This is a genomic window from Caulobacter sp. GW821-FHT11E11 (assembly GCF_058808315.1).
Genome location: NZ_JBXARO010000006.1, coordinates 388,941 through 415,863 on the forward strand (window position 1 = coordinate 388,941; position 26,923 = coordinate 415,863).

The following is a 26,923-nucleotide window of genomic DNA, read 5'->3' on the forward strand; positions in this document are numbered from 1 at the left end:
TGGCGACACACCTTCCGGCGACGACGATCCAAGATGACCGAAACGACCCTGGCCCAGCGCGAATCGATCCACCCGGTGGACCCCCGTGACCACGTGGCCACCGCCCTGCGCGACCTCGTCGCCGGCGAGATCCTGGACCTGCACGGCCAGCCCATCGTGGCGCGGGCCGACATCCCCAAGGGCCACAAGATCGCTATCCAGGCTGCCAGCGCTGGCAGCGACGTCCTGAAGTACGGCTGGCCGATCGGCCGGGCCGTCGTCGACATCGCCGTGGGCGACCACGTCCACGTCCACAACGTCCATACCCGCCTGGAAGGCGTCGAGGGCTACAGCTTCACGCCGACCGCGCCAGAGCCCCACGTCGAGCTCCCTGCCCGCACCTTCGACGGCTATCGCCGCAAGAACGGCCGGGCGGGCACCCGCAACGAGATCTGGGTGCTCTGCACCGTGGGCTGCGTCGCCAACACCGCCCGCCGCATCGCCGAGAAGGCCAACCAGCGTTTCGCCGGCCGCATCGACGGGGTCTTCGCCTTTCCGCATCCGTTCGGCTGCTCGCAGCTGGGCGACGACCTGAACCATACCCGCAAGCTGATCGCCGCCCTGGCCAGCCATCCCAATGCCGGCGGCGTGCTGCTGCTGGGCCTGGGCTGCGAGAACAACCAGCTGAAGGCTCTGCTGGACAGCGCGCCGGAGATCGACCGCGACCGCCTGCGCAGCTTCACCACCCAGATGGTCGAGGACGAGCTGGAAGACGGCTTGGCCGCCGTCGAGGCTCTGGTCGAACTGGCCGAGCAGGACAAGCGCGAGCCGATCCCGGTTTCGGAACTGGTCGTGGGCCTCAAGTGCGGCGGTTCGGATGGCTTCTCTGGTGTCACGGCCAACCCGCTGGTCGGCCGCATCGCCGACAAGGTCGCCGACGCCGGCGGCACCCCGGTGCTCACCGAAATCCCCGAGGTCTTCGGAGCGGAAAACGTGCTGCTGCAGCGCGCCGCCAGCCGCGAGATCTTCGACCAGGCCGTTGCGGTGATCGACGACTTCAAGCGCTACTTCATCGACAACAACCAGCCGATCTACGAGAACCCCTCGCCCGGCAACATCGCTGGCGGCATCACCACGCTCGAGGAAAAGTCCCTCGGCGCGGTGCAGAAGGGCGGCCGAGCCCAGTTGGTCGAGGTGCTGCGCTACGGCGAGAAAGTCGGTCCGCACGGCCTGACCTTCCTGGAAGCGCCCGGCAATGACGCGGTGTCGTCGACGGCGCTGACCGCCGCCGGCGCGACGGTGATCCTGTTCACCACCGGCCGCGGCACGCCGCTGGGCTTCCCCGCCCCGACCCTGAAGATCGCCTCGAACTCAGGCCTGGCACAGCGCAAGCCGGGCTGGATCGACTTCGACGCCGGCCAGGTGCTGGAGGGCGTCTCGATGGACGAGGCCGCCGATCGCCTGATGGACCTCGTCGTTGACACCGCCTCGGGCAAGGCCACCAAGGCCGAGCTGAACGGCGAGCGCGAGATCGCCATCTGGAAGTCGGGTGTAACGCTCTAGAGCGTCACTTGGGCTCTGCGATCTCCCGCAGGCTCATCCGCTTGTAGATATCGATCAGGGCCCCGCCCTCTTCCGGCCCCACGGCGATGGCCAGGCGCACCGCCGCCTCGCCAAGCTCCCAGATCAGGAAGGCGCGGCGTTCGATGACCTCGGACGCCGTATCCGGGTGCACCTTGCGCATGGCGTCAGCCAGCAGCGCGCCCTGCACGCGGCTTTCGGCCAGTTGCAGGTCGGCCAGGTGCTTGTCCGCCTGGGTGCCCGACCAGATGTCGCGCATCACCGGCTCGGCCATGACGACATCCAGATAGACATCGACCAGCCCGTCGAAGGCGGTCAGCAGGCCCGGCAGGTCGGCGACCTCGGCCAGGGTCTCAGCGATATAGCCCCGGCACTGTATGGCGTAGCGCTCGAACAGGCTGCGGACCAGGGCGCTCTTGTCGGGGAAGTACTGGTACAGCGACCCGATCGAGATCCCGGCCAGGGCCGCCACCTCGCTCATCTTCACCTGATCGCTGCCCCTCTTCGAGATCAGCTCGCAGGCGACGGACTGGATGCGCTCCAGCCGCTCGCGGCTGCGCGCCTGGCTGGGCGTACGGCGGGCGGCGGTGGGATCGGCTTCGGACATGAACGCACCAAAGGAGGTTGACGATAAAAATGTGAGGACTTATCGCTTTTATCAAATACGAGACTTCCTCACATTAACAGGAGAGACGACCATGGCAACCACCAGCACCGCCCCGATCCTCGTCCTGGGCGCCACCGGCAAGACCGGCGCCCGTGTCGCCCAGCGCCTGCGCGACCAGGGCCATGCCGTCCGCGCCGGCTCACGCCAGGCCGATCCGGCCTTCGACTGGGAGAACGACGCCACCTGGCCGGCGGCGCTGGCGGGCGTCGAGGCGGTCTATGTGACCTACCAACCGGACCTGGCCGCGCCGGGCGCCCTGCCGGTGGTGAAGCGCTTCTTTGCCGAGGCCGCCAAGGCCGGCGTGCGCAAGATCGTGCTGCTGTCGGGCCGCGGCGAGCCCGAGGCCATCGAGGCCGAGGAAGCCCTGCAGGCCACCCGCCTGGACTGGACCATCATCCGCGCCAGCTGGTTCCATCAGAACTTCAGCGAGGCCTTCTTCCTGGACGCCATCAAGGGCGGGATCCTGGTCCTGCCCGAGGGCCTGGCCCCAGAGCCCTTCGTCGACGTCGAGGATATCGCCGACATCGCGACGCAGGCCCTGCTCGACCCGCGCCACAGCCGTAAGCTCTACGAGGTCACCGGCCCCCGCGCCCTGACCTTCGGCGAGGCGATCGACGAGATCGGCCGGGTCATCGGCCGCGACATCACCCTGATCACCGTGCCGCTGGACGCCTATCGCCAGGGCCTGCTGGAAGTCCTGCCGCCCGAGCTGGTCGACCTGATCATCTACCTGTTCACGACGGTGCTGGACGGCCGCAACACGCCCATCGCCCATGGGGTCGAACGCGCCCTGGGACGCCAGCCCGGCGACTTCTCGGCCTATGTCGCGCGCACCGCCACGACCGGCGCCTGGACCTGAATCCTAAGGTCAGGCCAATTCTGTTGCCACCGGTGGCAGCCTGCCGCAAATAAGGGTTCCGTTAGGAGAGTCTCCCGCGTGGGAGCTCTCCTTCCCGACCCGATTTCGAACCCAGGCGTGCTCCCTTGACGGCTACTTCCGCGACCTCCCCCGCCCTGCGTCTGAGCCCGACCAGCTATCCGGGCGCGATCCCCGGCACGGTCCTGCCGACCTATGATCGCGACAAGGTCGAGATCGGCGTCGTCCACTTCGGTCCCGGCGCCTTCCACCGCGCCCACCAGGCGTTCTATTTCGACCAACTGCTGGCCAAGGACTCGCGTTGGGGCATCTGCGCCGTCTCGCTGAAGAGCCCTGGCGTCCGCGACGCCCTGCAGCCGCAGGACGGTCTCTACACCCTGGCCCAGCTGGACGCCGAGACCACCTTCCGCGTCATCGGCTCGATCCGCGAAGTCCTGGTCGCGCCTGAGGATCCGCCGTCGGTCTTCGCCCGCCTGGCCGCCCCGACCACCCGCATCGTCACCCTGACCGTCACCGAGAAGGGCTACACCCTGTCGGCCGAGGGCGGGCTGGACGAGAAGCATCCCGACATCGTCCACGACCTGGCTAACCCGCGCGAGCCCAAGAGCGCCGTCGGCTACATCGTCGAAGGCCTGCGCCGCCGCTTCGCCGCCGGTCTCGCCCCCTACGCCGTCGTGGCCTGTGACAACCTCGCCGACAACGGTTGGCGCCTGAAGGCCGCGGTCGTGGCCTTCGCGGGCAAGGTCGACGCCGATCTCGCCGCCTGGATCGACGCTGAGGGCAGCTTCCCGCGCACCATGGTCGACAGCATCACCCCAGCCACCGACGACGCCCTGCGCGCCCGTGTCCAGGCCGCCACCGGCCTGGAGGACGCCTGGCCGATCCAGCGCGAGGCCTTCACCCAGTGGGTGGTCGAGGACGTCCTGCCGGCCGATGGCCCGGACTTGGGCAGTGTCGGCGTCATCCTGACCGACGACGTACGCGGCTTCGAGCGCGCCAAGCTGCGCCTGCTGAACGGCGTGCACTCGACCCTGGCCTATGCCGGCATCCTGCGTGGGCATGAGACCGTGTTCGAGGCGGTCAGCGACCCGGTGCTGGAAGCCCTGGCCCGCGACCTGATGGCCAAGGACATCATCCCGACGCTGACGGCTCCGCGGGGTCTCCACCTGGCCGAATATGCCGAGGCCATCCTGGCTCGTTTCCGCAACCCGGAGATCCGCCATTACCTGTCGCAGATCGCCTGGGACGGCACCCAGAAGCTGCCCTTCCGCATCCTGGGCACGCTCACGGAAACCCTGGACGCTGGCCGTTCGATCGAGCGCCTGGCGATCCCGCTGGCGGCCTGGATGCGGTTCGTGGCTCTGCGCGCCAAGACGGGCGAAGCCATCACCGATCCACTGCACGACAAGCTGACCGAGATTGGCGTCGGCGTCACCGGCGACGCCAAGACCGATGTCGCGGCCTTCCTGGCGCTGGACAGCGTGTTCCCGACGAAGCTGACGAGCAATCCGACGTTCGTGGAAGCGATCGAGAAGGCCTACGCCGACCTTGCTTAGTATGCCGACATCCTGCCGGATGTCGGAGGGCCTAACGCGTCACACCCTTAGCGGTCAGCACCGGCACGACGGTGCTGACCAAAATCTCCAGATCAAAGACGAACGAGCGCCGGGCCAGATACTCGGCGTCCAGCGCAACCTTGTCCGGGATGGCCAGTTCGTCGCGGCCGTTGATCTGCGCCCAGCCGGTGACGCCGGGGCGCAGCACGTCGACCCCCGCCACTTGGCGCGCCGCGATCAGGTCGTCTTGATTGAACAGCGCTGGACGCGGCCCGACCAGGCTCATATGGCCGACCAGCACGCTCCACAGCTGCGGCAGCTCGTCGAGGCTGAGCTTACGCATGAACGGCCCGACCGGCGTCAGCCATTGGTCGGGGTTGTCCAGCAGGTGCGTGGCGACCTCGGGCGTGTCGATCCGCATGGTCCGGAACTTGGGCATGGGAAAGAGGCTTGAGCCCCTCCCTACCCGCTGCGACCAGTAAAGGCCCGGCCCCGGCGAGGTCAGGCGCACCAGCCCCCACAGCACGGCGAGCGGCAGCGCCAGGACGATCAGGCCGATCGCCGCCGCCAGGAAGTCGAAGGCGCGTTTCACTTGAGCGGCCTAGCGCAAATCGCCGCTGGCTGCGTCGAGCAGCAAATAAGCCCGGCCGGCGTCCGACGACAGCAGGGCCGCCAGCAGGAAGCCCTCGCGATCCTGACCGGCCGCTTCCTCGATCATGCCGGAATAGCGGCCCAAGAAGCGTTCGGTGTTGCTCTTCAGCGTCGAGTCCGAGAACAGGCGGCGGACCAGGCGACGGATGGCGGCGGGGGCCAGGCGCTTGACTACCTCGCGGGCGCCGACGGCGTCGCGGGTCTGCAGGGCGGCGGCGATCTCGTCGATGCGGCCGCGCGGCAGCAGGGCGTGCGGATCGATACCCATCGCCGTGATCTCGGCGGCCAGCTTCTCACCCAGGCCGGAGTCGCCCGGCGTGCTGTTCTCGATGCCGGCCAGCAGGTTGCGCCAGCTCCAGCCGCCCTCGCCGTCCGGTTCGGAGGCGGGCTGCGGCGTCTGCTTGCGCGTGGAGGCCTGCTCGAACACCGAGCGGAACTCCTCGTCGGTGGCCGTCGGCGTCAGGCGCAGGCGGCGGCGGTCGGTCGGCGGTTCGTCCTCGTCGTCGAACTCGGCCATGGGCAGCGGTTCGGGCGGCTGGACGACCGGCGGCGGCGCGGCGCGGGTGCGGATCGGCGGCGCGGTCGTCGGGGCCGCGCGGGCGGCGACGGTCGAGGCGCTGGACGCGGTGACGGCGCCGGCCGCCTCGCTGAGCATCTCGTAGTTGCGGCGCACGCGCTCCTGGAAGGCCTGGTCGATCGCGGCCGTTTCCTCGGCCGTGCGACGGATGGCGTTCATCAGTTGCTCGACGCCCTGCTCGATCGAGACACGAACCTCGCCGGCCTTCTGCAAGGCCTCGGCCGGCAGGTCGGCGGTGCGTTTGCCGATCTCGGCCAGCATCGCTTCCAACTCGTCCAGCGTGCCGCGCGCGGCCTGGACGGAGTCGGCCAGCTTCTGCGAGGTGCGGGCCCCGGCCTGCTCCACCATCTGGGCCGAGTGCTCGATGATGTCGCGCGCCTCTTCCATGCGGGATTCGAAGACGGCGTCGGCTTTCTGGCCGGCGGCGAAGGCGATCTCGTTCAGCTGGTCGACGCGGCTGCGGGCAGCCTCCACGCGGGCCTCGACGCTCTCGCTGGCCTTCAGCGCGGCCTCGGCCATGGCTTCCATGGCGGCCTTGAGTTCGTCTTCCAGCAAGGTCCGCTGCTGCTCGGCGGCGTCGCCGATCGTTTCCAGCGTCTTCTTGGCGTTGTCGGCGAAGGCTTCGCGCTGGACCGTGGCGCTCTCGCCCATCTCGCGGAACTGGTCGGAGGCCGAGCTGATCAGGCCGCGCAGGATTTCCGCGCCCATGGCGGCGGTGTCCGACAGCTCGGTGGCGCCGACGCGGGTGTAGGCGACGAACTCGGTGAGCTGGGCGGTGCGGGTCTCGGCCTCGGCGGCGAAGTCTTCCTGTTCCGAGCGCAGGGCCTGGCTGATCTCGACCAGGGCGGCGCGCTGGGCGCCCAGGCTCTTCTCGACGGAAGCGACCTGGTCGCCGACGCCGGTTCCGGCGGTTTCCAGGCGGGCGATCTGACGCGAAAGGTCCTCGGCCCCGACGCGGGCGGCGTCGGAGGCTTCGGCGGCGGCCGCAGCCAGATCGGCGGCGCGAGCCGCCAGCGCGGCCTCGGCTTCACGCAGTTGGGTCTCGGCCAGGTCGGAGGCCTCGGCCACCATGCGGGCCTGGCTGCCGATCGCGTCGACCACCGCGGTGGAGCGGGCGTCCAGCGACTGCGACAGGGTCTCCATCGCGGTGCGTTCGTGGCTGAGGCCTTGGGCCAGCTGGTTGGCCATCTTGGCCGACTCGCCGGCGGCCTCGGCCAGGCGCGCGGTCTCTTCAGCCAGGGCCTGGCGCAGCGAGATGATGTGCTCGCGCGCCCGTTCGGCGGCATTGGCGGCGTCCTCGACACCCTGACGCATGGCCTCGGCGGCGCTGGACGCGCCCACGGCGGCCAGGGCGGCCGGGGTGACGATGCGATCGGTCAGAGTGCGGGTGCGCTTCAGCTCGTCCGAGATGGCCGTGGCCTGACGCAGCAGATAGGCGCCCAGCAGGGTCAGCAGGGCCGGCCCTATGGCCAGGCCCGCGAAGACCATCAGCGCGAAGCCCTCCACCTTGAAGGCCGGCACGCCACGAGCGAAGCCCAGGGCGAAAGCGATGGGCGCAAGAGCCCATAGGGCGGCGATGGCGGTGGCGATCGTCCAGAACAGCACGCCCGACATGCGACGCGGCGCGGGCTCGGCCGTCAGCGGCGTGGGCGTTTCGGACACCGGACCGCGCAGGTCCAGCGACGCCTCGCGGCGCTCGCTCTTGGCCGGCGCGGCGCGTTCGCTCTCGACGATCGGCGCAGGGGGTTGAGCGCCAAACGCCAGCGACGTCGCCGGCTTCAGCTCGGGCTCGGCGAAGCTGGTCGCGGGCTCGGGCGCCGGTTCACGGCGACGGCGCGAGCGTATGGCCGATGGCGGCGGAACGGCCAGATCGTCGTGCAGAGTCTCTTGCAGGCTCAGGGGTTCGGCGGTCGGAATCTCCGCCTCGGGCTCGGCAAACGACGTCGCCTCAGGGAACTCCGGAGGCAGCTCAGGCGGGAGCTCAGGCGCAATCTTGGTTTCCTCGGGAGGGGAGTCCGTCGGCGTCGCGGAGAAATCGAGCGGTTGGCGCTTCTTAGGCTTCATACACAGCCAAGGTCCCAGAACGTCGGAGAGGGGGCGCAGAGACAACCTTCGCGCGCCGAACCCCTCCTTCGCGTGTCACATGAACCTAACGGCGAAAAGCCCTGACGGAAAGCGGCTTTGCTTGTGGTTGAAGGGGTTGCGGCGTCTGGAAGCGCCTTAAGCGTCGCGCGAGGGGCCCGCGGGGGCGCTGACGGCGATCGGCATCGGCTTGATGGCCATGCCGCGCGGCGAGCGCGCGACGGTCTTGTGCTGCGCCTGGTTCTTTGCATGCGGGCAGGCCTGCTCGACCACCACGCCAAACTGGCACAGCGCGAAAGACGATATCCAAACGATCGCCACGGCCAACATTTCGGTCAGGAAGCCCATCGCCCCACCTATCGAAACCGATAGCGCCGTTATGCGAGAGTCATGTCGCGAGGGCGAGTGAACTTTTGGTCATGAACCCCTTGAGCTTTCCGAATGCGGCGCCACGCCACCTGACAGCGCCCCCAGATTTCCGGCGGTTGTCCCCGAACACGGTCGGGCCTAGGTCCCAACCTACATTCGGCGCCCTTCTCGACGAGAGGAACCCGGACATTTTCCCTTTGCGGATCTTCGCCTTGGCCCTTACCCAATTCGCACCCGCCGCGTACCCGCCGGAACCGATGACCCCAGATCTTCTAAAAGCTGAGATCTCGCCGGCCCGTCTGACGCACCTCCAGCGCCTGGAGGCCGAGAGCATTCACATCCTGCGCGAGGTGGCGGCCGAGTGCGAACGCCCGGTCATGCTGTACTCGATCGGCAAGGACAGCGCGGTGATGCTGCACCTGGCCGCCAAGGCCTTCTATCCCAGCAAGCCGCCCTTCCCGCTGCTGCACGTCGACACGACCTGGAAGTTCCGGGACATGTACGCCCTGCGCGACAAGGTGGCGTCCGAGCTGGGCTTCGACCTGATCGTCCACAAGAACCCCGACGCCGAGGCGCGCGGCATCAATCCGTTCGACCACGGCAGCGCGCTGCACACCGACCTCTGGAAGACGGAAGGCCTGAAGCAGGCCCTGTCGAAGTACGGCTTCGACGCGGCCTTCGGCGGCGCCCGCCGCGACGAGGAGAAGAGCCGGGCCAAGGAGCGGGTGTTCTCGTTCCGCTCGTCCGAGCACCGCTGGGACCCGAAGAACCAGCGCCCCGAGCTGTGGAACCTCTACAACACCCGCAAGCACCCGGGCGAAAGCCTGCGTGTCTTCCCAATCTCCAATTGGACCGAGCTGGACGTCTGGCAATACATCCACCTGGAGAACATCCCGATCGTGCCGCTGTACTTCGCGGCCGAGCGGCCGGTGGTCGAGCGCGACGGCGCGCTGATCATGGTCGACGACGATCGTTTCCGCCTGCGTGAGGGCGAGGTTCCGCAGACCAAGAGCGTGCGTTTCCGCACGCTGGGCTGCTACCCGCTGACGGGCGCGGTCGAGAGCGAGGCGGCCACCCTTCCCCAGGTCATCCAGGAGATGCTGCTGACCACGACGTCGGAGCGCCAGGGCCGGGTCATCGACCACGACCAGTCCGCCTCGATGGAGAAGAAGAAGCAGGAAGGCTATTTCTGATGGCGCACCAGTCCGCCCTGATCGCCCAGGACATCGAAGCCTATCTGCACCAGCACCAGCACAAGTCGCTGCTGCGCTTCATCACCTGCGGCAGTGTCGACGACGGCAAGTCCACCCTGATCGGTCGCCTGCTGTACGACAGCAAGATGATCTTCGAAGACCAGCTGGCGGCCCTCGAAGCCGATAGCAAAAAGGTCGGCACTCAAGGCGGGGCGATCGACTTTGCTTTGCTGGTCGACGGCCTGGCCGCCGAGCGCGAGCAAGGCATCACCATCGACGTCGCCTATCGCTTCTTCTCGACCGAGAAGCGCAAGTTCATCGTCGCCGACACCCCCGGCCATGAGCAGTACACGCGCAACATGGTCACCGGCGCCTCGACCGCCGACGCGGCCGTGATCCTGATCGACGCACGCAAGGGCGTGCTAACCCAGACGCGCCGCCACAGCTATCTCGTCTCGCTACTGGGCATCCGCCACGTGGTGCTGGCGGTGAACAAGATGGACCTGGTCGGCTGGGATCAGTCCGTCTTCGACGCCATCGTCGCCGACTATCGCGCCTTCGCCGAGCAGATCGGCCTGACGGTCTTCACGCCCATACCCATCTCGGGCCTGGGCGGCGACAACATGGCCAGCCGCAGCGAGCACACGCCTTGGTTCGATGGCCCGATCCTGATGGACTGGCTGGAAGGCGTCGAGGTCGAGGACGACCTGCAGGCCAAGCCGTTCCGCATGCCGGTGCAGTGGGTCAATCGCCCTAACCTGGACTTCCGAGGCTTCTCTGGCCTGGTCGCCTCGGGCTCGATCAAGCCGGGCGACCGCATCCGCGCCCTGCCCTCGGGCCGCGAGAGCCGCGTGGCCCGCATCGTCACCCTGCCGGGCGACCTCGACCAGGCCGTCGCCGGCCAGTCGGTGACCCTGACCCTGGAAGACGAGATCGACATCTCGCGCGGCGACGTCATCGCCTCGGCCGACGCCCCGGCGCCGGTCGCCAACCAGTTCGAGGCCACGCTCGTCTGGATGGACGACGAGCCCTTGCCCCCGGGCCGCACCTATCTCTTGAAGCTGGGCGCCCGCACGGTCAGCGCCAGCGTCACCGACATCAAGCACCGGGTGAACGTCAACACGCTGGAGCACACGGCCGCCAAGCGGCTGGAGCTGAACGAGATCGGGATCTGCAACCTCTCGCTCGACCAGACCATCCCGTTCGAGGCCTACGCCGACAACCGCCAGATGGGCGGCTTCATCCTGGTCGACCGCCTGTCCAACCGCACCGTCGGCGCGGGCATGATCAACTTCGCCCTGCGCCGGGCCGACAACATCCACTGGCAGCACACCGACGTGACGAAGTCGTCGCGTTCGGCGCTGAAGAGCCAGCGCGGTCAGGTGGTCTGGCTGACGGGCCTGTCGGGCGCGGGCAAGTCGACCATCGCCAACCTGGTCGAGAAGCGCCTGCACGCCCTGGGCCGCCACACCTATCTGCTGGACGGCGACAATGTCCGTCACGGCCTGAACAAGGACCTCGGCTTCACCGAGGAGGACCGCGTCGAGAACATCCGCCGGGTGGCCGAGGTCGCCAAGCTGATGGTCGACGCCGGCCTGATCGTGCTGACCGCCTTCATCTCGCCGTTCCGGGCCGAGCGGCAGCTGGCGCGCGACCTGCTGGAGCAGGGCGAGTTCATCGAGGTCTTCGTCGACACGCCCCTGGCCGTAGCCGAGGCCCGCGACGTGAAGGGTCTCTACAAGAAGGCCCGCTCGGGTCAGCTGAAGAACTTCACCGGCGTCGACAGCCCGTATGAGGCGCCGGAAGCGGCCGAACTGCGGATCGACACCACCGCGATTGATCCCGTGGAAGCGGCCGAGAAGATCGTCGCCTGGCTGGAAGGCCGGGAGATCGACTACACGATCTGATGTCTTGAGCGGCGCGATAGCAATATCGCGCCGCCCAGGCCCAGCAGGGCCATGAAAGCGGTGGCGAGGTAGCCTTTCGCGCCCAAGGCGTCGAACAGCGGCCCGGACGCCAGGGTCGCGATGCCGAGCGTGAAGCCCGACGACAGGGCCGAATTGATCGCCTGGGCGGGCGACGCCGCCGATGCAGGGGCCAGCTTTTCGATCAGCCTCAGCGAGGCCAGGAAGCTGGCCGCGAAGGTCATGGCGTGCAGCATCTGCAGCGGGAACAGCGCCCACAGCGGCGGCTCGAACGCGTAGCAGGTCCAGCGCAAGACAGCCGCGCTGGCCCCCAGGATCAGGAACCGCTCCGGTCCCCAGCGGCGGCGCAGCGGCTCCAGGAACCACATGAATCCGACCTCGGCCGCGACACCCACGCCCCAAAGGATGCCGATCATCGGCTCGCTGATCCCCTGCTTCCTCCAGAGGATGGCCGAGAAGCCGTAGTAGAAGGCGTGCGCGCCCTGGATCAGGCCCGCCGTGACCACCGCCAGCACGAAGGTGCGGTTGCTCAGGAGATCGCTGAGCCCCTTCCAGCGTTCCGACCGATCGGGCTTGGCGCCCTCGGCGTGAACCCGCTCGGGCGGCACGGCCAGGGCCGCCGCCACCGCGCCGACGAAGCAGGCCGCGGCGATCCAGATGGCGATAATGGTCGGCGCGGCGAAGGTCAGGATCGCGCCCATCGCCAGGTTGGCGGCGATGAAAGCCGAAGAGCCGGTGCCGCGTGGGATGCCGTAGTTGAAGTTCTCCAGCCGCGCTCGGCGCAGGGTGATCACGTCGATCAGCGGCGAGACGGTCGACAGCAGGGTCTGACCGATGAACCAGGCCAGGATGAACCACCACAGGTTCGGGGCGGCCAGCAGGCCCGCATAACCCAGTCCCGCCCCGACCAGCAGCAGAATCATCGGCGTGCGCCGCAAGGTGAAGCCGTCGGCCCACACCGCCAGCGAGGCGCCGGTGAAGGGCTTGAGCAGCAGCGGCACGGCCAGGATCAGGCCGATCTCACCACCGCTCATGCCCCGCGAGCGCAGATAGGTGCCGATATACGGCAGGCTGACGCCTGAGCTCAGATAGATCGCGGCGTAGAACAGGCAGAGGCGGACAAGCGTCGGGAGCCCCGGCTCCTTCGTCTTGTCCGCCTCCGGGAGCATGTTACTCGGCGCCGCCGAAGCGGGCCGTCCATTCGGCGATCTGCTCGTCCTCGATCTTCTTGAACAGGACGTCCGGCACGGTCACCTTCGTGCCGACCGCCAGCTTGTCGAGCTCGGCCTTGGCGTCGTTCGACGGCCACTGGGCCGGGAACTCCAGGCCGAACGCGTCACCGATCGTCTCGGCCGCGAACGGAACGAACGGCGCCGAGAGCTTGGCGTACAGCGCCACCAGGTTCAAAGCCGTGCGGACGATGACGGCGGCGCGGTCACGATCGGTCTTGATCGCGGTCCACGGCGCGGCTTCCTGCAGGTACTCGTTGCCGACCACCCACAGGGCCCGCAGCGCCTGAGCGCTCTTGCGGATCTCGATGGCGTCCATCTGTTCGGCCAGATCGGCCAGGCGCGCCGAGACGTCGGCGAACAGCTTCTCTTCCAGCGGACCGGGCTCGCCGCCCTCAGGCACCACGCCCTCGAACTTGCTCTCGTTGAACTTCAGGATGCGGTTGACGAAGTTGCCCAGCACGTCGGCCAGGTCGCGGTTCACGGCGCTGGCGAACTGCTCCCAGGTGAAGGCCGTGTCGCTGCTCTCCGGCGAATTGGCGGTCAGGTACCAGCGCCACAGGTCGGGCGGCAGGATCTCCAGCGCCGCATCCATGAACACGCCGCGCTTGGACGAGGTCGAGAACTTGCCGCCGTACCAGTTCAGCCAGTTGAAGGCCTTGAGCATGTCGACGCTCTTCCACGGCTCTTCCGAACCGAGAATGGTGGCCGGGAAGCTGACCGTGTGGAACGCGACGTTGTCCTTGCCCATGAACTGGACGTAGCGGACGTCTTCCGCGCCCTCGTCGGTGCGCCACCAACGCTTCCAGTCACGATCGGGCGAGCCCTCGGCCCACTCTTGCGTGGCCGCAATGTACTCGATCGGGGCGTCGAACCAGACGTAGAAGACCTTGTCCTCGAAGCCCGGGCGCGGCACGCCGTCCTTGGCCACCGGGATGCCCCAGGCGAGATCCCGGGTGATGCCGCGGTCGATCAACCCCTCGTCCAGGTGCTTGTAGGCGATCGAGCGGGCCAGTTGCGGCCAGTCGCCGTGGCTGTCGACCCAGGCCCGGATCTTGTCCTGCATCTTGGTCTGCAGCAGGTACAGGTGGCGGGTGTCGCGCACCTCGATGTTCCGCGAGCCCGAGATCACCGAATAGGGATCCTTCAGGTCGGTCGGGTCCAGCAGATTGCCGCAGTTGTCGCACTGGTCGCCGCGCGCCTTCTCAAAGCCGCAGTGCGGGCAGGTCCCCTCGACATAGCGGTCGGGCAGGAAGCGCTTGTCGTCGACCGAATAGACCATCTGGTCGACGCGCTCCTCGATCAGGCCGTGGTCCTCCAGGGCCTGGCAGAAGTGCTGGGTCAGGCGATGGTTCTGCGGCGACGACGAGCGGCCGAAATGGTCCCACGACAGGCCGAAGGCGCGGCCGACGTCGTGCTGGAGGACATGCTGCTCGGCGCAGTAGGTGGCGACGTCCTGGTTGGCGGCGGCGGCGGCCAGCTCAGCGGGCGTGCCATGCTCGTCGGTGGCGCAGATGTACAGCGTCTCGTGCCCTTGAGCCCGCTTGAAGCGCGCATAGACGTCCGCCGGCAGCATCGACCCCGCCAGGTTGCCCAGGTGCTTGATGCCGTTGATGTACGGCAGAGCCGAGGTGATCAGGATGCGAGCCATGCGGGCGCGGCCTTTCGGGGGGAGTCACGGGAAGCTTAGAAGGGTCCGCATATAGAAGGGTCGGGCGGCGAGGGAAAGGTTTGCGCCGCACAAGCCCCCTCCACCGGCGTTCCGCCGGTCCCCCTCCCCCAAGAGGGGAGGAGAGATAAGTCCAGAATGCGCAGCTTCCCTCTCCGCCCCGCTTGGGGGGGGCGGACAGACCTGCGTCAGCAGGTCAGGCGGGGGCCTGTGCTGAGCCCGCCGCCCTTAGAGCGGAATGTTGTCGTGCTTCTTCCAGGGGTTGGACAGTTCCTTCCCCTTCAGGCTCTTCAGCCCCCGCACGATCCGTCGGCGCGTGCCGTGCGGCATGATCACGTCGTCCACATAGCCGCGTTGGGCCGCCACGAACGGGTTGGCGAAGCGGTCCTTGTACTCGGCCTCGCGGATGGCCAGGGCCTCAGGGTCCTTGGCCTCCTGGCGGAAGATGATCTCGACCGCCCCCTTAGCGCCCATCACCGCAATCTCGGCGGTCGGCCATGCGTAGTTCAGGTCGCCGCGCAGGTGCTTGGAGCTCATCACGTCATAGGCGCCGCCATAGGCCTTGCGCGTGATGACCGTGATCTTCGGCACCGTCGCCTCGGCATAGGCGAACAAGAGCTTGGCGCCGTGCTTGATCAAGCCGCCGTACTCCTGCTTGGTCCCCGGCATGAAGCCCGGGACGTCCACGAGCGTGATGATCGGGATGTTGAAGGCGTCGCAGAAGCGCACGAAGCGGGCGGCCTTGCGCGAGCTGTCGATGTCCAGCACCCCGGCCAGCACCTGCGGCTGGTTGGCGACGATGCCGACCGTCTCGCCGTCCATGCGGGCAAAGCCGCAGACGATGTTCTTGGCCCATTCGCTGCTGATCTCGAAGAAGTCGGCCTCGTCGACCATCTTCAGGATCAGTTCCTTGATGTCGTAGGGCTTGGTCGGATCGGCCGGCACCAGGGTGTCGAGGCTGGCCTCCTCGCGATAGGGCTCGTCGAAGCTCTCGCGCTCGGGCGCGGGCTCGCGGTTGGACGACGGCAGGAAGTCGACCAGGCGGCGCACCTGGGTCAGGGCTTCCAGGTCGTTCTCGAACGCCCCCTCGGCGACGCCGGACTTGGCGGCGTGGACCCGGGCCCCGCCTAGTTCCTCGGCGGTGACGACCTCGTTGGTGACGGTCTTCACGACGTCCGGACCAGTCACGAACATGTAGCTCGTGTCCTTGACCATGAAGATGAAGTCGGTGATCGCCGGCGAATAGACGTCGCCGCCGGCGCACGGGCCCATGATCACGCTGATCTGCGGAATGACGCCGCTGGCCAGGGTGTTTTCGAGGAAGATGTCGGCATAGCCGGCCAGGCTGTCGACGCCCTCCTGGATGCGGGCGCCGCCGGCGTCGAACAGGCCGATGATCGGCGCGCCGACCTTCATGGCCTGGCGCTGGACCTTGATGATCTTCTGGGCGTGGGCGTTCGACAGGCTGCCGCCAAACACCGTGAAGTCCTTGGAGAAGACGTAGACGACCTTGCCGTTGATCGTGCCCCAGCCGGTGACGACGCCGTCGCCGGGGATCTTCTGGTTTTCCATGCCGAAGTCGGCGCAGCGGTGCTCGACGAACATGTCGAACTCCTCGAACGAGCCCTCGTCCAGCAGCAGGTCGATGCGCTCGCGGGCGGTCAGCTTGCCCTTGGCGTGCTGGGCGGCGACGCGCGCCTCGCCGCCGCCGGCCTTGGCCTGCTCGCGACGACGGTCGAGTTCCTCGAGAATGTGCTGCACGCGCGTACTCCCCTGCCCGGATCGTTCTTCTGGCGGTTCATCCACCTTATGGAGCCAGCCCTAGCGACGCCAGAGCGGCTAGGCAAGGCGGACCTTGCGGCAGCGCAGCAACGCTTCAGGTCGCCTCATTTAGTTGGTGCGGGGGCCGAACAGGATGACGGCCGCGCCGGCCAGGCAGATGGCCCCGCCGATCAGGTCCCAGCGGTCGGGCCGGGCGTTCTCGACCAGCCGCATCCAGGCGATAGAAGCGACGATATAGACCCCGCCATAGGCGGCGAAGGCCCGGCCGGCGACGCTGGCGTCGATGCGGGTCAGCAGCAGCGCGAAGACGATCAGCGACAGCGTCCCCACCCCGGCCCACCACGGCGTCTTGCCCAGCCGCAACCAGGTCCAGAAGGCGAAGCACCCGCCGATCTCGGCCAGCGCCGCCAGGCCGTAGATGACGCCGGTCTTGAGCACTACCGCAGCGCCGCGAACCAGCGGTCGATCATGTCGGCCTCTACGGCCAGGAACTCCGCGCGGGCTATGGCTTCGGCGTCCTGCCCCCACTGCTCGGCCTGGAACACCTCCTCCAGCCGCGACAGGTCCAGCGCCTTGCGACCGGTCAGGCGGCCGGCGCGCACGGCCAGGGCCAGCACGGTCGAGCCGTAGAGGCCTGAGGCGAAAGCCACGCCCGCCAGGGCGAAGTCGTCCAGGGTCAGGGCCAGGGCCTCGACCGCCGCCAGGGTGGCCGGCGGCTGCGGCTGGTGGATGATCCCGGCTACGGGCGTGAAGGCGAAACCGAACTCGGCCTTGGCCCAGTCCAGGATGGCCCCCCACTCGCGGTCCTGGCGCTCGACCAGCGGCGTCGGATGCTCGGCGCGGTAGCACAGGTGGTCGGAAGCGGCGTAGGCGGTGACCTCGCGGGCCACCTCGGCGCGGGTCTCGCCAATGCGGTCGATGGCGGTGAAGGCCAGGCGCGTGGCCGGCATCAGGCTGTTGTCGATATATTCGACCTGGGCTTCCCACTCGCCGGCGATGGTGTCGGCGAGAGCCTTGGTCGGCGCGACCAGCGGCTTGCGAGCCGGCGACTTGGGCGTTCGGCCATCCAGCTGGATCGCATAGCCACCGTCCACAGGCGTCGCGGCGGCGGCCTTGTAGAAGCGCTTGGGTTTCAGCAGCAGCTCGGACTTGTCGGACACGGTAGATCTCATTTCTCGGGCCGCTCGCGACGGAACGGCGGCAGTCCCGCGTTGAATGGGCAAGATCGCGAGTTCGCGCAAGGGAGAGCGCCGCTTGAGCTTACCGTCCAAGGACATGATGGCCGCCATCGCCGTCACCCGCTTCGGGCTCGGCGCCCGGCCGGGCGAGATCGATGCCGCCAAGGCCGATCCGCAAGGCTTCCTGACCGCCCAGATCCGCCGTGACGGCGCCGACCTCCCGCAAGACGACGGCGAGAGCGCTTCGGCCCGCTTCGAGCAGATGCGCGACTACCAGGAACAGAAGAAGATGGAGCGCCAGCGCAAGGACGGCGAGACGCCTGTCGCCGCCGCTCCGATGGCCAAGGAGGCCCGGCGGGACCTGCGCGACAAGGTCAATGACGACTTCCTGGCCCGCGCGCGCCTGGGGGCCAGCACACCGGCCGGCTTCCGCGAGCGCTGGGCGCTGTTCTGGGCCAACCACTTCACGGTCTCGTCGACCAAGCAGATCACCTCGGTGCTGATCGGCCCGTTCGAGCGCGAGGCGATCCGGCCCTATGTGTTCGGAAGCTTCGAGAATTTGCTGGTGGCGTCTTCGACCCATCCGGCCATGCTGACCTATCTGGACCAGGCCCAATCGATCGGGCCCAACAGCCGCGCGGCCGGACGGCGGGGCGGCAAGGCCGGACTGAACGAGAACCTGGCGCGCGAGATCCTGGAGCTGCACACGGTCGGCGTCGATGCGGGCTACACGCAGGTCGACGTCACCGAGTTCGCCCGCGCCCTGACCGGCTTCTCGGTCGGCCGCGACACCGAGGACCGCGCCGGCCAGTTCGTGTTCCGCGAAAACGCCCACGAACCCGGCGCCCGCACCATCCTGGCGCGTTCCTACGGCCAGCCGGACATCAAGCAGGGCTTGGCGGTGCTGAAGGACCTGGCCGCCGATCCGCGCACCGCCCGCCACGTCTGTGGCAAGGTCGCCCGCCACTTCGTCTCGGACACGCCGCCGCCCGCCCTGACGGCGCGGCTTGAGAAGCGTTGGATCGACACCGGCGGCGACCTGGCGGCCGTCGCCAAGGCCCTGGTCGAGAGCCCCGAGGCCTGGGACCCGACGCCGGCCAAGTTCAAGACGCCCTACGAATACACGCTGTCGACCTGGCGGCTGATCGGCGCCGAGCCGTCGGCGATCGAGCGCCTGGCGCCGATCCTGACCGGCCTAGGCCAGAAGCCGTTCTCCGCCCCCTCCCCCAAGGGCTGGGCCGAGGACGCCCAGACCTGGGCCTCGCCCGACGGCCTGATCAAGCGGATGCAGTGGGCGCAGGGCTTCGCGTCCGTCGTCGCTGACCGCACCGATCCCAACGCGCTGGCGGTCTCGGCCTTGGGCGAGCGCCTGACCCGGCCCGTCGCCAAGGCCGTGTCGCGGGCCGAGACCCGCCGCGAAGCCTTCGCCCTCCTCGTGATGAGCCCGGAGTTCCAACGCCGATGACTGCTCACCTGAACCGCCGGGCCCTGCTGGGCCTGGGCATTTCCGTCAGCTTCCTGGGAAGCCAGGCCTTCGCGGCCTCCGAGGGCGATCTCGCCAAGAAGAAGCTGGTCGTCGTCATCTGTCGCGGCGGCATGGACGGCCTGTCGGTCTCGCCGCCGGTGGGGGATGCGAACTACGCCGCCCTGCGCGGCTCGATCGCTCTGAAGCCCGATCAGGTGCTGAAGCTGGACGAAACCTTCGGCCTGCACCCGGCGCTGAAGACCGTCCACGCCCTGGCCCAACAAGGCCAGGCCCGCATCGCGCCGGCCATCGCCAGCCCCGACCGCGCCCGCTCGCACTTCGAGGCCCAGGATGTGCTGGAGACCGGCGCCGCCCATGTCTACGGAACCGAGACAGGCTGGCTGAACCGCACGCTGGAAGCCCTCGCCCCCGCCCGCAAGGTCGAGGGACTGTCTGTCGGGACCACCGCCCCGCTGATCCTGCGCGGCAAGGTCCAGGCGGCCAGTTGGTCGCCCGGCAAGGGCGTCGACGAGACCGCTCGCCTGCCGACCTTGCTGCAGGACCTCTATCGCAACGATCCGATGCTGGGCCCGGCCTTCGCGCGCGGCCTTGAGACCGAGACCATGGCCCAGCAGGCCATGACCGCCCTAGCCGCCACGCCCGCCATGAACGTCGCGGCGGCCTCGACGCCGAGCATGATGCAGCCCGCCAGCATGTCGCCGACCATGGCCAATGACCGCCAGAACCGCGCCGGCAGCGAGGCCGCGCGCAAGCTGGGCTCGACCCTGGGCGGCTTCATGACTCAGGCCGGCGGTCCGCAGATCGCCGCCATCTCGTTGGACGGCTTCGACACCCACGCCGGCCAGCTGGGCCAGATCGCCACGCGCCTCACTTACATGGACGCGGTGCTGGATGGCCTGCACACGGGACTGGGCGCAGAGTGGAAGAACACCGTGGTCATCGCGGTGACCGAGTTCGGCCGCACCGCCCGCGTCAACGGCACCGGCGGCACCGACCACGGCACGGCCTCGACGGGCCTGATCCTGGGCGGCGCCCTCAAGCGCGGCGGCATCGTCGGCGACTGGCCGGGCCTGGCCGACAACGCGCTGTTCGAGAACCGCGACACCGCCCCGACCCTCGACATGCGCGGCCTGTTCAAGGGCGTGCTGGCCGATCACATCGGCGTCGACCGCGCGGTGCTGGAGAACAAGGTGTTCCCCGACAGCGCGGCCGCAAAGCCTGTGAGCGGTCTCGTCTAGCCCTATCGACGAATCTTGGAGCTTCGCCGGCCGAACGGCTCGGCGTCCGCCTCGTCTTCCGAGAAGCCGAACTTGCGGAAGCCTTCCTTCATCTCGGGGCTGAGCGGGGCCTCGACGTGCAGCATGCCGGCCGACGGGTGCGGCAGCAGGATCGAGCGGGCGTGCAGTTGCAGCTTCAGCCCTTCCGACAGCGGGTCGGACTTCTCGTCGCCGTACTTGGGGTCGCCCAGGATCGGGTGGCCCATCGCCTTCATGTGGGCGCGCAGCTGGTGCGTGCGACCGGTGTGCGGACGCAGCGCCATCCAGGTGACGCGCGGACCGGCGCGGCTGATGGTGACGAATTCGGTCTCGGCCGGCTGGGCGTCCGGATCCTTCGGCTGAGCGGGCACCACCAGTTCGCGGTCGCCAACCCCGCGCTTGGCCAGGTGCAGCTCCATCACGCCCTCCGTCGGGTGCGGGTTGCCGGCGACGATGGCCCAGTAGGTCTTCTGCGCCTTGCGCTTGGCGAAGGCGCCCGACAGGCGCGCCGCGGCGGCCGGGGTCTTGCCCAGCAGCAGCACGCCCGAGGTGTCGCGGTCCAGGCGGTGGACCAGGCGCGGACGGTCGACGCCCTCGCCCCAGGCGCTGAGCAGCTTGTCGACGTGCTTGGTGGTCTTGGTGCCGCCCTGCACGGCCAGGCCGGCGGGCTTGTTCAAGGCCAGGACTTCCTCGTCCTCGTACAGCACCAAAGACTTGGCGTAGGCGATGTCGCGCGGCGACAGCTTGGCCTTGTCGGTCGGATCGGGCGCGTCGGGCAGCGGCGGCACGCGGATCTGGCTGCCGGCCGCCAGCTTGGTGTCGGCCTTGGCGCGCGAACCGTCGACCCGGACCTGGCCCGAGCGGAACAGCTTGTTGAGCTGGATGTGGTTCAGGTGCGGCCAGCGCCGCTTGAACCAGCGATCGAGGCGGACCCCGTCCTCGCCAGCGTCGACGTACAGGGTGCGGACTTCCTTGGTGCTCATGCGAAAACCTTGCGGGCGACCAGAAGGCCCGCGAACAGGGCGGCGATCGATAGCAGGACGCTCGCGGCCGTATAGGAGAAAGCCTGGCCATACGCGCGCTTCTGGATCATCAGCGCGGTTTCCAGGGAGAAGGACGAAAAGGTCGTGAAGCCGCCCAGGACGCCAACGCCCAGCAGCACGCGCCACTGTTCCTGGGTCCCGTTGCCGCGATGGGCCAGCCATGAGGCCAGGCAGCCCATCAGGAAGCCGCCCACGACATTGACGGTGAAGGTGCCGTACGGCCAGCCGGGCCCCATGACGCGCATGGCGCCGACGCCGACCAGGTAGCGCGCGACCGAGCCGACGGCTCCGCCGGCGGCCACGAGGAGCAGCTTGTTCATGAACGCCTTATGCGCCGAGCGGGCGTGAACGCCAAGCACCCACCGGAGTTCCCTTGTTTTTCCCCGGTTTCTTTCAGGGTAAACGTAGTTGTAAACCTTCTTTCAAAACCCTGGGTTAAGCGCGAGACCGGCACTCTGGGCGTGTCTTAAACAGCGCCAGACCCATGCCCTTCGACACCCCCCCTCCTTCAGACGCGAACGAACGCGTGGCCTTGCCGGGCCCGGTGCTTCAGCGCCTGACGGGCAATGACCTGGTGTCGCGCGGCTCCGTCAACGTCATCAGCATCAAGGCCATCCGCCAGTGGGCTGGCGAATGGTGGAGCCAGAAGCGTGGCGACGTCTGGACCTATGTCGAGCTGAAGCTGAACGAGCACCTGGATCGCCAGGACATGCGCGCCCGCATCTCCGACAGCGAATTCCTGATCGCCATGAACAACGATCAGGGCCTGGCCGCCCAGGCGACCAGCGTCAAGATCCTCGAGGACGTGCTGGTCCACCTGCTGGGCGCCGCCTCGCCGATGGACCTGGGCATCCGCTCGGTGATCGGGATCGACAACGGCCAGGCCGTCTGCAAGCCGATCGACGCCTCGGTCGTCCTGGCCGCCCGTGCTCGCCGCGACAGCGCCCGTTCGCCGGTGCGCGTGGCCGTGGACCCGGCCGACGAGTCCCGCCGCACCCCCGTGGCCTTCACCACCGCCGGCGGCGCGGCCCTGCGGGTCGACTTCACGCTGGAACACGTGGTCAGCCTGCGCCGCAATGTCACCACCGCCGTGCGTATCGAGCCGATGGTCACGCACCTGGCCAGCGGTCGCCAGGCCCATGCCCGCGCCCTGACCAAGCTGTCGGATCGCGACGTCGCCTTCATCGACGAGACGACGCTGAAATATGCGGCGGTCTTCGCCCGTTCGGCCCAAGGCCCCAACACGCCCGAACTGATCCTGCCGGCCTCGTTCCGCACCCTGGGCACCCAGCGCGGCCGCGACCTGCTGACCGGTACGGCCGGTCTGTCGCTGGCCCTACTGCGCGGCGGCGTCCAGATCGAACTGGTCGACGTCACCCGCGGTACGCCCGCCGGTCGCCTGCTGGAAGTGGTCGGCCTGCTGCGTGCTCTGACCCGCGGCGTCATCGCCCGCGTGCCGCCGGACAAGGAAGCCTTGCGCGTGCTGCGCGACGCCCGCGTGGCCGGCCTGACCCTGGACGCCTCGGACCTGTCGGGCGAAGCGGGCAAGATCGCGATGGACATCATGGCCTTCGGTCGTGACGCCCGTGGCCTGGCGCCGATGACCATCCTGCAGGGCCTGCCGCAGGAAGGCTATTTCGCCGCCGCCGACACGGCCGGCCTGACCCACGCCTCGCTGCGCGCCAACTATCCGCTGGCCAGGCAGGCGGCGGCTTAAGCCTTAGGTCTGCTGACGGCCGTAGCCGACGTTCTTGACCACATCCCGCGCGTCATAGGCGTCGCGATCGCGAGGGACCGCGCCCTTGCCGAACACCACCTCGATCGAGCGCGAGAACGCCGGGCCAGGGCCAAGGTCGAAGCTGGTGCCCAGGCCGATGCCGACGCTTGAGCGACGGCCGAAGCTCGCCGAGCCGCCTCCGACCGACATCCGGGGCCCGCGATTGTAGCCGCTGGACGAGGTAGAACGGTCCGCGACCCGGAACCAGTCATAGCCGTCGCGGATCGCCAGTTCGGCGGCCCGCAGCAGGGCGTAGTCGGCGATCTGGGCCTCGGACGCGCCGGGGCCGCCCTGGAAGGTGACGCGATAACGGCCCGCCTCCAGGCGATATTCGGAGTAGCCGACGTCGGTCGGCGCACCGGCCTGGGCGCGATAGACGGTCGGCGCGGTAGCGCAGGCGGCCAGCAACAGGCCCGACAGGGCGGCGGCGATCAGGGGTTTAGCGATCTTCATGGCTCTAGCCTCTTCAGACCTGATCAACGGCCTCGGAACCTGGCTGTTCCGGAAGCGGTAGATCCAGCGCCTCCAGCATCGCCTTGAAATCCGCCGGAAGCGGGGCCGTGACCTTGCGCTCGCCGCCCAGCGGATGCGGGAAGGTCAGGCGCACGGCGTGCAGCATCAGGCGCGGCACGGCCGCGCCGCCCAGCATCAGCGCCCCGCCATAACGGCTGTCGCCGGCCAACGGGCGGCCGATCGAGGCCATATGAACCCGCAGCTGGTGCATGCGGCCAGTATCCGGCGACAGCTCGACCAGCGCGGCCACGCCGTTGCTGGCCAGGGTGCGATAGCGGCTGCGGGCGGTCTCGGCGTCCGGATGGTCGGGCTCACAGACCCGCATATAGGCCTCGCGGCCGATCGACTCCCGGCGTAGCGGGCTGTCGATCATGCCGCCCTTGGGCTCCGGCGCGCCCGGCGCAACAATGGCCAGGTAGCTCTTACGGAAACGCTTGGCCATCATGGCCTCGCCCAGGAAGGCCGCGCCCGGCTTGGTCTTGGCCGTCAGGATCACGCCCGAGGTGTCGCGGTCCAGGCGGTGGATCAGACGCGGCCGCGCCTTGCCCGGTTTGGCGAACGCCCACAGCAGGTCGTCCAGCGTATGGGCCTTGATCCGGCCGCCCTGGCTGGAGAGGCCCGCCGGCTTGTCCAGTACGATGATCGCCTCGTCCTCGTAGAGAACCCACGACTTGGCGGCCTCGACCTCCTCCGGCGTGAGGTTGATCGGGCACTCGATGGCCTTGGGCTTGGCGACACCAGGCGGACGGCGGAATTTCGGACTGCTCATTTGCCGTCCTTACGCACCTTGCCCCAGGCTTCCAAGCGCTCACGCACTTTCGCCTCGGCGCCGATCGGCTTGGGCTCGTAGAAGCGCCGGCGCTCCATGCCGTCCGGGAAGTAGTTCTGGCCCGAGACGCCGCCCTCGACATCGTGGTCGTAGGCGTAGCCGTCGCCATAGCCCAGCGACTTCATCAGCTTGGTCGGGGCGTTGAGGATGTGCGACGGCGGCATCAGGCTGCCGGTCTCCTTGGCGGCGCGGCGGGCGGCCTTGTATGCGTTGTAGACAGCGTTCGACTTGGGCGCCGACGCCATGTGGACCACGGCCTGGGCCAGGGCCAGCTCACCCTCGGGCGATCCCAGGAAGTCGTAGGCGTCCTTGGCCGCCGTAGTCAGCAGCAGGCTCAGCGGGTCGGCCGCGCCGATGTCCTCGGAAGCCATGCGCACCAGGCGACGGGCGATGAACAGCGGGTCCTCGCCGCCCTCCAGCATCCGCGCCAGCCAGTACAGCGCCGCGTCCGGATCGCTGCCGCGCACCGACTTATGCAGGGCCGAGATCAGGTTGTAGTGCTCCTCGCGGTCCTTGTCGTAGGCCGGGCGGCGCTTCTGCAGGAACTGGCCCAGCTGCGTCGGGTTCAGCGGGCTGTCGGTCCCGATCGAAAACAGGGTCTCGGCCAGGGTCAGCAGGTAACGGCCGTCGCCGTCGGCCATGGCCACCAGGGTCGACCGCGCCTCGGCGTCGATCGGCAGCGGGCGGTTCTCGGCGACCTCGGCGCGTTGCAGCAACTGGTCCAGCGACTCCTCGCCCAGGCGTTTCAGCACGAAGACCTGGCAGCGCGACAGCAAAGCGCCATTCAGCTCGAACGAGGGGTTCTCGGTCGTGGCGCCGACCAGGGTGACGATCCCTTCCTCCACGAACGGCAGGAAACCGTCCTGCTGGGCGCGGTTGAAGCGATGGATCTCGTCGACGAACAGCAGGGTGCTCTGGCCAGCGGCGCGACGCACGCGGGCCTGTTCGAAGGCCTTCTTCAGGTCCGCGACGCCTGAGAACACCGCCGAGATCTGGTGGAACTCGTAGCCGCCCGCCTTGGCCAACAGGCGGGCGATCGTGGTCTTGCCGGTGCCGGGCGGCCCCCAAAGGATCATCGAGGCCAGGCGATGGGCGGCGGCCATGCGGCCGATGGGGCCTTCGGGACCCAGCAGATGCTGCTGGCCCACCACCTCGTCGAGGCTCTGGGGCCGCAGGCGGTCGGCCAGCGGCGCGGGCGCGTGGGGAGTCAGACCGGCGGCCTGAAAGAGATCGGACATGAGTCCGTTCTAGCAGGCCGCCGGAGCCAAGTCCCTAGAACTGCGCCTGGATCAGCTGGCCGCCCCGCTCGATGGTGACGTTCCAGCGGGCTGGCTTGGTCGCCGCAGCCGTCACCAGATCGGCGACGGTGTTGATCGTCTTGCCGTTCACGGTGCGGACGAAGTCGCCTGGGCGCATCCAGTTCTGGGCGTAGCCGGGCGCGATCTTGGTCACCAGCGCACCCTTGCCCGCGAATGGGTCGACGCCCAGGTCCTGGGCCGTCGCCGGCGACAGGTTCAGCACCGTGGCGCCATTGAACGGGTTGTTGCCGGTGATGGCGCGCTCGTCACGGGCTGGGCTCTCGGGCGCGGCCTCGGCGCGGACCGTGACGGTCTGCTCGCGTTCGCCCCGCTGGATCACCATCGGCACGCGGTCGCCGACCTTGTGGGCCCCGATCGCGAAGGCGCCGCCGCCCTCGTCGTTCACCGGCCGGCCGTCGATCGACAGGATGACGTCGCCTTCCTTCAGGCCGGCGCGATCGGCCGACGCGCCAGGATAGACCTGGGCGATCAGCACGCCGCGCGGGACGGTCATGCCCAGGCTGCGGGCGATATCGCCGGTGACCGGCTGGCCCTTCACGCCCAGCCATGGCCGCACGACGCTGTGGGCGCCGCCCAGGGCCGCGCCGACCACCTGACGGACCACGGCGGCGGGGATGGCGAAGCCGACGCCCGAGGACGAGCCCGAGCGCGAGATGATGAAGGTGTTGATGCCGACCAGGTCGCCGTCCATGTCGACCAGCGGGCCGCCGGAATTGCCCGGATTGATGGCCGCGTCGGTCTGGATGTAGCTGCCGAAGTCGGCCGCGCCGACATCGGTGCGGGCCAGGGCCGAGACGATGCCGTTGGTCACCGTTTGGCCGACGCCGAACGGGTTGCCCATGGCCAGGACCAGGTCGCCGACTTCCAGCTGTTCCTGGTCGTCGATGGCCATGACGGGCAGCTTCTCGCCCTTGGTGTCGATCTTGAGCACGGCCAGGTCGGCGCGCGGATCGTCCAGCAGCACGGTGGCCGGGAACTCGCGGCGGTCGGCCAGCTGGACGGTGATGTCGCCCTTGCCCTCGACGATGCCTTCGATGTTGTGGTGGTTGGTGATGATCACCCCGTCGGCGCGGACGATCGCGCCCGAGCCCAGCGAGCCCTGCACCTGCTCGCGCGGCGCGCCGCCGCCCGAGAAGAAGTCCCAGAACGGATCGACGCGCTGGCGCACCACCCTGCGGCTGGCGACATTGACCACGGCCGGGGCGGCCCGCTTCACGACCGGCGAGAACGACATCTTCATCGTCGCCGCGTCGGCCGGGACGCGCTTGGTCGGCGCCGGCATGTCGGGAATCTGCTGAGCCTGGGTCTGGCCGGTCGGGTTGGAACAGGCGGCCAGCAACACGGCGACAGGCAGCAGGGCGCGAAGGATGGTCTTCAAGTAGGGC

Annotated in this window: 23 protein-coding genes; 8 read left to right on the forward strand and 15 right to left on the reverse strand. The window is 68.7% G+C overall.

Annotated features, from left to right (window positions below; translation table 11 throughout):
• Positions 1–33: 33 nt before the first annotated feature.
• Positions 34–1,542: a UxaA family hydrolase gene (locus AC1RR5_RS17220; RefSeq protein ID WP_492923282.1), complete on the forward strand. Its 1,509-nt coding sequence runs from the start codon at positions 34–36 to the stop codon at positions 1,540–1,542.
• A 4-nt stretch (positions 1,543–1,546) separates the two neighbouring features.
• Here AC1RR5_RS17220 and AC1RR5_RS17225 read toward each other — a convergent pair whose 3' ends face one another.
• Positions 1,547–2,167 (reverse strand): TetR/AcrR family transcriptional regulator, encoded by a 621-nt coding sequence (locus tag AC1RR5_RS17225; RefSeq protein ID WP_492923284.1) that lies wholly within the window; start codon positions 2,165–2,167, stop codon positions 1,547–1,549.
• Positions 2,168–2,258: 91 nt separating this feature from the next.
• Here AC1RR5_RS17225 and AC1RR5_RS17230 point away from each other — a divergent pair, with 91 nt between their 5' ends.
• Positions 2,259–3,086 carry an SDR family oxidoreductase gene (locus AC1RR5_RS17230; RefSeq protein WP_492923286.1) on the forward strand — a complete coding sequence of 276 codons (828 nt, stop codon included), beginning with the start codon at positions 2,259–2,261 and terminating at the stop codon, positions 3,084–3,086.
• A gap of 125 nt (positions 3,087–3,211) precedes the next feature.
• Positions 3,212–4,660, forward strand: a complete 1,449-nt coding sequence (locus AC1RR5_RS17235) for a mannitol dehydrogenase family protein (RefSeq protein WP_492923288.1) — start codon at positions 3,212–3,214, stop codon at positions 4,658–4,660.
• Between the two features lie 31 nt (positions 4,661–4,691).
• On the opposite strand, the gene AC1RR5_RS17240 is transcribed toward AC1RR5_RS17235, so the two are convergent.
• The 3 genes from AC1RR5_RS17240 to AC1RR5_RS17250 all read right to left on the reverse strand — a co-directional run bounded on the left by AC1RR5_RS17240 (position 4,692) and on the right by AC1RR5_RS17250 (position 8,318).
• Positions 4,692–5,252 carry a sugar transferase gene (locus tag AC1RR5_RS17240; RefSeq protein WP_492923290.1) on the reverse strand — a complete coding sequence of 187 codons (561 nt, stop codon included), beginning with the start codon at positions 5,250–5,252 and terminating at the stop codon, positions 4,692–4,694.
• A gap of 9 nt (positions 5,253–5,261) precedes the next feature.
• The gene (locus AC1RR5_RS17245) at positions 5,262–7,952 is read right to left on the reverse strand and encodes a polar localization protein TipN (RefSeq protein ID WP_492923292.1); all 2,691 of its coding nucleotides are present in this window, start codon (positions 7,950–7,952) and stop codon (positions 5,262–5,264) included.
• Between the two features lie 156 nt (positions 7,953–8,108).
• Positions 8,109–8,318, reverse strand: coding sequence for a hypothetical protein (locus AC1RR5_RS17250; protein WP_492923294.1), 210 nt, complete (start codon positions 8,316–8,318; stop codon positions 8,109–8,111).
• Positions 8,319–8,551: 233 nt separating this feature from the next.
• On the opposite strand from AC1RR5_RS17250, the gene cysD reads away from it, so the two are divergent.
• Positions 8,552–9,532: a sulfate adenylyltransferase subunit CysD gene (gene cysD / locus AC1RR5_RS17255; protein ID WP_492923296.1), complete on the forward strand. Its 981-nt coding sequence runs from the start codon at positions 8,552–8,554 to the stop codon at positions 9,530–9,532.
• Complete coding sequence (gene cysN, locus AC1RR5_RS17260; protein ID WP_492923298.1) at positions 9,532–11,439, forward strand: sulfate adenylyltransferase subunit CysN; 1,908 nt, start codon at positions 9,532–9,534, stop codon at positions 11,437–11,439. Before cysD ends, cysN begins: the two co-directional genes overlap by 1 nt.
• On the opposite strand, the gene AC1RR5_RS17265 is transcribed toward cysN, so the two are convergent.
• The 5 genes from AC1RR5_RS17265 to AC1RR5_RS17285 form a co-directional block, all read right to left on the reverse strand.
• A complete protein-coding gene (locus AC1RR5_RS17265) occupies positions 11,427–12,626 on the reverse strand; it encodes an MFS transporter (protein WP_492923300.1) in 1,200 nt (399 codons plus the stop codon). The genes cysN and AC1RR5_RS17265 overlap by 13 nt on opposite strands.
• 1 nt (position 12,627) lies before the next feature.
• Positions 12,628–14,337 (reverse strand): methionine--tRNA ligase, encoded by a 1,710-nt coding sequence (gene metG, locus AC1RR5_RS17270; protein WP_492923302.1) that lies wholly within the window; start codon positions 14,335–14,337, stop codon positions 12,628–12,630.
• A gap of 246 nt (positions 14,338–14,583) precedes the next feature.
• The gene (locus tag AC1RR5_RS17275; RefSeq protein ID WP_454715343.1) at positions 14,584–16,116 is read right to left on the reverse strand and encodes an acyl-CoA carboxylase subunit beta; all 1,533 of its coding nucleotides are present in this window, start codon (positions 16,114–16,116) and stop codon (positions 14,584–14,586) included.
• A 129-nt stretch (positions 16,117–16,245) separates the two neighbouring features.
• On the reverse strand, positions 16,246–16,575 hold the full coding sequence (locus AC1RR5_RS17280; RefSeq protein WP_492923304.1) for a YnfA family protein: 330 nt from the start codon (positions 16,573–16,575) through the stop codon (positions 16,246–16,248).
• On the reverse strand, positions 16,575–17,297 hold the full coding sequence (locus tag AC1RR5_RS17285; RefSeq protein ID WP_492923306.1) for an ATP12 family chaperone protein: 723 nt from the start codon (positions 17,295–17,297) through the stop codon (positions 16,575–16,577). The genes AC1RR5_RS17280 and AC1RR5_RS17285 overlap by 1 nt, the downstream gene beginning before the upstream one ends.
• A 55-nt stretch (positions 17,298–17,352) precedes the next feature.
• Here AC1RR5_RS17285 and AC1RR5_RS17290 point away from each other — a divergent pair, with 55 nt between their 5' ends.
• A complete protein-coding gene (locus tag AC1RR5_RS17290; RefSeq protein WP_492923308.1) occupies positions 17,353–18,780 on the forward strand; it encodes a DUF1800 domain-containing protein in 1,428 nt (475 codons plus the stop codon).
• Positions 18,777–20,039 (forward strand): DUF1501 domain-containing protein, encoded by a 1,263-nt coding sequence (locus AC1RR5_RS17295; RefSeq protein ID WP_492923310.1) that lies wholly within the window; start codon positions 18,777–18,779, stop codon positions 20,037–20,039. Before AC1RR5_RS17290 ends, AC1RR5_RS17295 begins: the two co-directional genes overlap by 4 nt.
• 2 nt (positions 20,040–20,041) lie before the next feature.
• On the opposite strand, the gene AC1RR5_RS17300 is transcribed toward AC1RR5_RS17295, so the two are convergent.
• Together AC1RR5_RS17300 and crcB are read right to left on the reverse strand one after the other, a co-directional pair.
• Positions 20,042–21,040 (reverse strand): RluA family pseudouridine synthase, encoded by a 999-nt coding sequence (locus AC1RR5_RS17300; RefSeq protein ID WP_492923312.1) that lies wholly within the window; start codon positions 21,038–21,040, stop codon positions 20,042–20,044.
• Entirely contained in the window at positions 21,037–21,420 is a 384-nt protein-coding gene (gene crcB, locus AC1RR5_RS17305) for a fluoride efflux transporter CrcB (RefSeq protein WP_492923314.1), read from the reverse strand. The genes AC1RR5_RS17300 and crcB overlap by 4 nt, the downstream gene beginning before the upstream one ends.
• Before the next feature lie 164 nt (positions 21,421–21,584).
• Between crcB and AC1RR5_RS17310 the strand changes: the two genes are divergently transcribed.
• Positions 21,585–22,817: a hypothetical protein gene (locus AC1RR5_RS17310; protein ID WP_492923316.1), complete on the forward strand. Its 1,233-nt coding sequence runs from the start codon at positions 21,585–21,587 to the stop codon at positions 22,815–22,817.
• 3 nt (positions 22,818–22,820) lie between these two features.
• On the opposite strand, the gene AC1RR5_RS17315 is transcribed toward AC1RR5_RS17310, so the two are convergent.
• From AC1RR5_RS17315 to AC1RR5_RS17330, 4 genes are read right to left on the reverse strand one after another with little or no spacing between them, the layout of a single operon-like run.
• Positions 22,821–23,330, reverse strand: a complete 510-nt coding sequence (locus AC1RR5_RS17315; RefSeq protein WP_492923318.1) for a CC0125/CC1285 family lipoprotein — start codon at positions 23,328–23,330, stop codon at positions 22,821–22,823.
• A 13-nt stretch (positions 23,331–23,343) separates the two neighbouring features.
• Positions 23,344–24,159 (reverse strand): RluA family pseudouridine synthase, encoded by an 816-nt coding sequence (locus AC1RR5_RS17320; RefSeq protein ID WP_492923320.1) that lies wholly within the window; start codon positions 24,157–24,159, stop codon positions 23,344–23,346.
• The gene (locus AC1RR5_RS17325) at positions 24,156–25,457 is read right to left on the reverse strand and encodes a replication-associated recombination protein A (protein ID WP_492923322.1); all 1,302 of its coding nucleotides are present in this window, start codon (positions 25,455–25,457) and stop codon (positions 24,156–24,158) included. Before AC1RR5_RS17325 ends, AC1RR5_RS17320 begins: the two co-directional genes overlap by 4 nt.
• Positions 25,458–25,491: 34 nt before the next feature.
• Positions 25,492–26,916 (reverse strand): Do family serine endopeptidase, encoded by a 1,425-nt coding sequence (locus tag AC1RR5_RS17330; protein ID WP_492923324.1) that lies wholly within the window; start codon positions 26,914–26,916, stop codon positions 25,492–25,494.
• Positions 26,917–26,923: the final 7 nt, after the last annotated feature.

Excerpts from the sequence above, each read along its gene's own strand:
- AC1RR5_RS17290 (WP_492923308.1), top strand. The coding sequence starts at position 17,353 with ATGGGCAAGATCGCGAGTTCGCGCAAGGGAGAGCGCCGCTTGAGCTTA.
- AC1RR5_RS17320 (WP_492923320.1), bottom strand. The coding sequence starts at position 24,159 with ATGAGCAGTCCGAAATTCCGCCGTCCGCCTGGTGTCGCCAAGCCCAAG.
- cysN (WP_492923298.1), top strand. The coding sequence starts at position 9,532 with ATGGCGCACCAGTCCGCCCTGATCGCCCAGGACATCGAAGCCTATCTG.
- AC1RR5_RS17325 (WP_492923322.1), bottom strand. The coding sequence starts at position 25,457 with ATGTCCGATCTCTTTCAGGCCGCCGGTCTGACTCCCCACGCGCCCGCG.
- AC1RR5_RS17250 (WP_492923294.1), bottom strand. The coding sequence starts at position 8,318 with ATGGGCTTCCTGACCGAAATGTTGGCCGTGGCGATCGTTTGGATATCG.
- AC1RR5_RS17230 (WP_492923286.1), top strand. The coding sequence starts at position 2,259 with ATGGCAACCACCAGCACCGCCCCGATCCTCGTCCTGGGCGCCACCGGC.
- metG (WP_492923302.1), bottom strand. The coding sequence starts at position 14,337 with ATGGCTCGCATCCTGATCACCTCGGCTCTGCCGTACATCAACGGCATC.
- AC1RR5_RS17225 (WP_492923284.1), bottom strand. The coding sequence starts at position 2,167 with ATGTCCGAAGCCGATCCCACCGCCGCCCGCCGTACGCCCAGCCAGGCG.
- AC1RR5_RS17300 (WP_492923312.1), bottom strand. The coding sequence starts at position 21,040 with ATGAGCACCAAGGAAGTCCGCACCCTGTACGTCGACGCTGGCGAGGAC.
- AC1RR5_RS17265 (WP_492923300.1), bottom strand. The coding sequence starts at position 12,626 with ATGCTCCCGGAGGCGGACAAGACGAAGGAGCCGGGGCTCCCGACGCTT.
- AC1RR5_RS17295 (WP_492923310.1), top strand. The coding sequence starts at position 18,777 with ATGACTGCTCACCTGAACCGCCGGGCCCTGCTGGGCCTGGGCATTTCC.
- AC1RR5_RS17245 (WP_492923292.1), bottom strand. The coding sequence starts at position 7,952 with ATGAAGCCTAAGAAGCGCCAACCGCTCGATTTCTCCGCGACGCCGACG.
- AC1RR5_RS17310 (WP_492923316.1), top strand. The coding sequence starts at position 21,585 with ATGCCCTTCGACACCCCCCCTCCTTCAGACGCGAACGAACGCGTGGCC.
- AC1RR5_RS17315 (WP_492923318.1), bottom strand. The coding sequence starts at position 23,330 with ATGAAGATCGCTAAACCCCTGATCGCCGCCGCCCTGTCGGGCCTGTTG.
- AC1RR5_RS17220 (WP_492923282.1), top strand. The coding sequence starts at position 34 with ATGACCGAAACGACCCTGGCCCAGCGCGAATCGATCCACCCGGTGGAC.
- crcB (WP_492923314.1), bottom strand. The coding sequence starts at position 21,420 with ATGAACAAGCTGCTCCTCGTGGCCGCCGGCGGAGCCGTCGGCTCGGTC.